Genomic DNA, 6,085 nt, shown 5'->3' with positions numbered 1-6,085 from the left:
AGGAGATGGGATACGATGAGAACAATATTTGCAGAATACAATCCACAACGAAACAGCATTGACATTTATACAAATGTTGGCTATATGCTTCGCATTGACTGCTGGGAAGCCGAAAAGGATTTAAAAACCACACCCGGATCAGACTGTGCATTGACTTCACTTGCAGTTGATGAACCACTTGAATATGCGAGATTATATCTTGAGGGCAATTTACAGATGTGGGTAGATGCAGAAGATTCATTAGAGTTATAAAATGCAAGCAGCCTGTATGCTTCATTACACACAGGCTGCTTAATCAAATTTATTATAATTGATGAAAAATCGGTTGCATTTTGTCAAAAGTACAAAACTTTTTGAAGCCAAGTGCTTTTAATTCCTGTTATGATACTGAGGATATCCCAGCAATACTTGCTATCCCTGATACCTTATTCTTTCTACCAGCGTTTCCTTTTTCAGATTACTGCTTAAAACACAGGAAAGCACAATTTGTAGAATACCAACCAGAAGAATCATAACAAGAATCGGGATAAGAGGAACGTGATAAACGTTCATTCCAAAAATCCCATTATGCTTCGCATAGGAAAACAGTGCATAGCCAAGGGGCAGACCAGCAGCAAGTGCGACGCAGATGGTGCCAACCGTAAAAATCAAGCCCTGTATTTGTAAGCACAGATTCAACTGCTTATTGGTCATGCCTACCGCTTGCAGCACACCGTATTCCTGCTTCTTCGTGGTGATATTGATGATCATGGTGTTTGCCAGATTCATAAACCCAATGAGACCGACAATTGCCATGAACAGATAGCAGCCAAGCTTCATCATACGGCTTGCATATTCTGCAGATTGTAACTGTGCATGATAGGTATCCATTTTTATATGCGAAGTATTAGAAATCAAAGTATTCAGACTCTGTTCCACAGATGCAACATCTTTTTTATCACAGTCCACCCACAGATAGCCATAGGCTGTTCCCCTCGGATTCATGGAACGGTATACACCTTCCGGAATGACAAGATAAGTGTCCGCGCTTACAAAGGATCCTGCAATCTTTCCCTGATAGGTATAGGTTTCACTTCCATTCTCAAAGTCAAATACAATAGATTCACCCGGAGCATATCCATCTTGTTCCATCCACGCCGACCAGCCAAAGAAAATTTCACCATTCTTTACCGCCTGATCATAGTCCATAGAGCCAATATCCCCGTCTTGGCGCATAAAATCAAAATCATTTTTACTCACAATATCAGCCGGAAATCTTGTTCCGTTCAGATTTACAGAGACAATCTCTCTCGTCATGACATCTGTCACTCCTGGAATGCTTTTGATTTCTTCAATCATTGAATCATTCAATGGATTATCCGTCAGAATCGTATCCAGATTATTCTCCGAATAGGCTTCATCATAATTCTGGGAATAATCCAGCTGCAACTCAAATTGTCCATGGTTGATTGCAATCCGCGCCTCGTGCTCCGTGTCAATATTCCCAACATAATTAGAGATAATTACAAACAATACACATGAAAGCCCCATGGTAAGAATCGTAGCAATGGTTCTTTTCGGATTGCCTGTCACATTTGCCATTGCCATGGAGAAAACGGTGACATCTTTTCTGCCTTTTCGTCTGCCCTGTTTTTGCGTTTTGGAGCCGTCAAGATACCGTGTCGCTTCGATGGGTGAAATCCGGGAAACAATTTTCATGGGTTTGCGCAGAGCCAAAACGACCGTAAGAAACGATACAAAAATGCAGATGAGCATAATTGTCAGTGAAAACAGAGGCACCTGATGGTTCTTGATTCCGGACGATACCAGATTTCCCTGCTCCACCAGCCAGTTGAAGCTGACTTTTGCAATCAGGAAACCAAACAGCAGCCCCAGCGGTATCGAAGGAACCGCCAGAAGAATGCCCTCACGAAAGATCAACTGCTTCATCTGCTTTCTGGTTGCACCCAGCGCCTTGATTTTTCCGTACTCCTGAACCTTCTGGGCGATCCCGACCTGGAAGATATTATAAATGACCACAACGGAAAACAGCACGATTCCGAGGATCAGGGTTCCACAAACCACAATCATTTCATAGCTCGGCTGCAATACCCACTGCAGGTAGAGGTCATTGATGATCACGTTTTTCTGGTCAATGCCGCAGGAATCCGCGATTTCTTTTATAACAGGCGCAACATTATTCATAGATACATTTGCAGAATCGCTCAAGGTAAAATAGATATTATATTGCCTGTCACCCTCCGCAACACGCTCATTATAAAAATCCTGCGAACCGAATACAACATAGGAAGCCTCGATGGTATATTCATCCCGGTCATATAAAATCCCGCTGACAGTAAATTCCACCGGTGCGTATTCCGACTGCATGCCGGAACGGTACTCCAATGTTACGGTGTCTCCGACCTTTACATCATGGTATCCCACTGCATCAAAGAAAGCGCGTCCTGCGGCAATTTCCTGCGCCTTTTCCGGATAGGTACCTTCCTTCAACACATATTCCTGATTATAGGGAAGCATTTTCCTGACCGTTTCATCCGCACTGACAAAGCCGCCATTTTCATTTCCTTTCAGGATGCCCTCCGTACACATGATGCCGATATCAGATATCTCAGCTCTGCGTTCCACTTCTTTTAATTGCGTACCATCTGCGGCGATAAACAGGCCGTAGTTGCTTCCGTATGAGCTTGCCGCCTGACTTTTCTGTAAATGAATTACCCCATTTCCCACAGTACTGATGATAACAAGCAGCATCGTGGTCAGACAGATTGCCATCATGATCAGTATACTTCTTGTCCTGTTCCTTTTGTCATTGCTATATGCAATCCTGCTTATTGTCTTCATCTGAAATCCACCACCTGTCCGTCCTCAATCACCAGAATACGGTCAGCGACCTGTGCAATTTCGTCATCATGGGTAATCATTACAATTGTCTGTCCATATTTTTTTGCTGTCATCTTAAGCAGAGCGATTACCTCATCACTGGTCTTAGAATCAAGATTTCCTGTCGGCTCATCTGCAAATATAATTTCCGGACGATTCACCAGTGCTCTTGCAATTGCTACTCTCTGCTGCTGTCCTCCGGATAACTGATTTGGCAGATTATAAATCCGGTTTTCAATCCCCAGAGTTGCAATAATATCATTTACATACGCTTCATCCACTTTTCTTCCATCCAGCCCCAGTGGCAGTACAATATTTTCCCAGACATTAACAGATGAAACCAGATTAAATGCCTGAAAAACAAATCCGATTTTTCTTCTGCGGAAAACAGCAAGGGCATCTTCCTTCATCCTGTATAAATCTTTCCCTGCTAAAGTAACACTGCCTTTTGTCGGGGTGTCTAGCCCTCCAAGCATATGAAGTAATGTACTTTTACCGGAACCTGACTTTCCAACAATTGCGACAAATTCTCCCTGCTCAATCTGAATGTCCACCTGATTGACTGCTTTGACCTGATTCTCACCTGCGCCATAAAACTTACAAAGCTGCTTGGTTTCTAATATCACACTCATGTGTTGCCTCCTTTTCAATTCTGTAAAGCGTACCTTTTCAGCACGCTTTCTTTGCCTGTTTATATATTTGGTCATTTTTCAACCTACATCCAAATTGTATCAGGACAATCTTTCATTTCACTTTCAAAAAACGAGCAGAAATCTTACAGAATTGTAAGATTTCTGCTCACTTAAAATTTAACCAACATATGGTAATTGAATCACAAACGTACTTCCTTTTTTCTTTTTGCCGGAGGTTACCGTAATCGTACCTGCGTGTTTTTCGATAATTTCTCTCGATAGAAAAAGTCCGATTCCTGTACCACTCTTTTCCATGACCTCCTTGGAACTTCCTCTGTAAAATCGTTGAAAAATTTTGTGATACTCATTCTGCGGAATACCAATTCCCTGATCCTCAATTTCCATTCTTACAAGATCGTTTCTTTTTTGTAACCGGATAAATATTTTTGAACCACACGGACTGTACTTGACCGCATTATCCAGAACGTTGATCACAGCTTCACCAAGCCACCTTTTATCCTGCATAATCGTGCATGTTTCCAGCTCTTTTTCATAGTCAAAAACGAATTCAATTTCTTTCTCATCCGCTTTAGGATAAGTGCGGTTCACAGCAGATATGACAGTATCCATAAGCGGAAGTTTTTTCTTATTAATCTGAATCAGTCCAGTTTCCATCTTGGATATTTCAAGAAGCGACTGCAATAATGTCTCCAGTCCATCCAGAGCACTCCGACAACGGATACAAAACTCCTCCTGTTCTGTGGCACTTAAGTCATTCTGCATCAGCACACTAAAACATGTATCCAAAGCTGCAACCGGTGTCTTTAACTGGTGAGAAATATCAGAAACCATTTCTTTCGTGTTCTCCTTTTCTGCCCTTGCTTCTTCCTTTATCAACTGAATATGATGTCCGATTGCTTCAAGCTGGTCATTCAATTTTTCCAGTTCTGCATGATTTTCCGTTTTCAGTAAATCATCAAATTTATTTTCACGGAATCTGATCAGAATTTCTTCCAACTGGTCTAAAATTTTCTGATGACACGCATCTTCTTTTTTCTTCCAATAAAGTAAAAAAGTCAAAAGAAGCACGCATATCACAGTGCTTACAGCACCGGTCACCATAACCTGATGCCGGAATTGCGAATAAAATGCATTCCCTTTATTCCCCCAGTATCCATATTGCTCCAATAATCGCCTTCCCTGTTCGTTAGTTTCAATATCCTTATCCTTAAGCAATTCCGAAACAGCATCCAGCCCGGAAAATTCTTTCTTTGCAGCAATCTCTGTCATAAGATTCATTTTATATTTATAATCTTCATAAAACACATACGTGGTAAAGCAATTTAATATTGCAAACAATAATATGACAGGTAATACCAAGGAGAGCACTACTGTAATCTTCTTGCGATATCTCTTTGTCACTGCCTTACCTCCTGATTCCATATATACCCAAGACCTCTGATATTCTTTATATAGACCGGTGCAGCCGGATTGTCTTCGATTTTCTCACGGAGTCTTCTGATATTGACAGCGATTGTATTTTCATCCACAAAATCCCCTTCCAGATCAAACACATTTTCCAATATTTGTGTTTTTGAAAGAATCTGTTTCGGATTCTGAAGAAAAAAAGTCAGCATTTTCAACTCCGTTTTTGTCAGACTGATTTCACGACTCTTTATCAGGACTTTCATTTCTCCTGCGATAAATACGATATCTCCCGAAATCATCTTTCCGGCTTCCGTTTTCTCCTGTCTGCGGCGGAAATGTGCTTCTATTTTCAAAAGAAGTACCGAAAGACTAAACGGCTTTGTAATATAATCATCTGCCCCTGCTTCATATCCCATGACCTGATCCATCTCCTGATCTAGTGCTGTAAGACAAATAATGTATGTATTATAATTGCATCTCATCCACCTTACAAATTCCAGTCCATTCCCATCCGGAAGATTCACATCACAAATGGTAACATCCACATTATTATCACTTGCAATTCTTTTCGCTTTTTTCACTGATTCTGCTGAAAAAACCTCATATCCGGATTTTTTCAGTGAGAATGTAATTCCACGATTTAAATTTTCATCATCTTCAACCACGAGTATACCTGGCATAGCATGTGCACCTCTCTTTATTAACTATTCATCGTGACATGCTCCCACCACTTAAATCTCTGATTTTGAAGTGGGGGCTTCTTGCTCAATGGCTCTACTGAGCCAAGTATCTACAAGCTATCCTCGCGTGCCCCGCGATTTTTTTCCCGGACACGGGCATATTTCTTACTTATTGTCTTGTCCGGATACGGACAGTTTATGCTGCCAGCATCCTTCTTGCCTCTTCACGGATGTTGATTGCTGCATTTCGATCTCTGTCCATCTCATTTCCGCACGTACAGCGGTAAACTCTTTCGGATAATTTCAGCTCTTTTTTTATCTTTCCGCATTTACTGCATTTTTTGCTTGACGGGAAAAAGCGGTCTACCTTTACTAATTCTTTTCCCTTCCAGGCAAGCTTATAATCCAGTATATTCCGGAACATCCCGTATCCATTATCCTGTACACTTTTCCCAAAGTGCAGGC

At 41.3% G+C, this 6,085-nt stretch carries 6 protein-coding genes; 1 reads left to right on the top strand and 5 read right to left on the bottom strand.

Annotated elements, in window-relative coordinates:
• Nucleotides 1-15: 15 nt before the first annotated feature.
• Nucleotides 16-252 carry a DUF6061 family protein gene (locus tag G4417_RS16135; RefSeq protein WP_048791018.1) on the top strand — a complete coding sequence of 79 codons (237 nt, stop codon included), beginning with the start codon at nucleotides 16-18 and terminating at the stop codon, nucleotides 250-252.
• 159 nt (nucleotides 253-411) lie between these two features.
• On the opposite strand, the gene G4417_RS16130 is transcribed toward G4417_RS16135, so the two are convergent.
• From G4417_RS16130 to G4417_RS16110, 5 genes are all read right to left on the bottom strand, one after another.
• Nucleotides 412-2,841, bottom strand: a complete 2,430-nt coding sequence (locus G4417_RS16130) for an ABC transporter permease (RefSeq protein ID WP_173684193.1) — start codon at nucleotides 2,839-2,841, stop codon at nucleotides 412-414.
• Entirely contained in the window at nucleotides 2,838-3,512 is a 675-nt protein-coding gene (locus tag G4417_RS16125; protein WP_006426335.1) for an ABC transporter ATP-binding protein, read from the bottom strand. Before G4417_RS16125 ends, G4417_RS16130 begins: the two co-directional genes overlap by 4 nt.
• A 177-nt stretch (nucleotides 3,513-3,689) precedes the next feature.
• Complete coding sequence (locus tag G4417_RS16120; protein WP_173684192.1) at nucleotides 3,690-4,955, bottom strand: sensor histidine kinase; 1,266 nt, start codon at nucleotides 4,953-4,955, stop codon at nucleotides 3,690-3,692.
• On the bottom strand, nucleotides 4,931-5,620 hold the full coding sequence (locus G4417_RS16115; protein WP_008120506.1) for a response regulator transcription factor: 690 nt from the start codon (nucleotides 5,618-5,620) through the stop codon (nucleotides 4,931-4,933). Before G4417_RS16115 ends, G4417_RS16120 begins: the two co-directional genes overlap by 25 nt.
• 196 nt (nucleotides 5,621-5,816) lie before the next feature.
• Nucleotides 5,817-6,085: zinc ribbon domain-containing protein (locus tag G4417_RS16110; RefSeq protein ID WP_173684191.1), on the bottom strand; the 269-nt coding region annotated here is incomplete at its 5' end.

Origin of the sequence: Blautia wexlerae (assembly GCF_013300825.1) — a bacterium.
Taxonomy (GTDB): Bacteria; Bacillota; Clostridia; order Lachnospirales; family Lachnospiraceae; genus Blautia_A; species Blautia_A wexlerae_B.
Note: the sequence above shows the minus strand (reverse complement) of the source record. Positions and strands in the feature narration are given on the sequence as shown.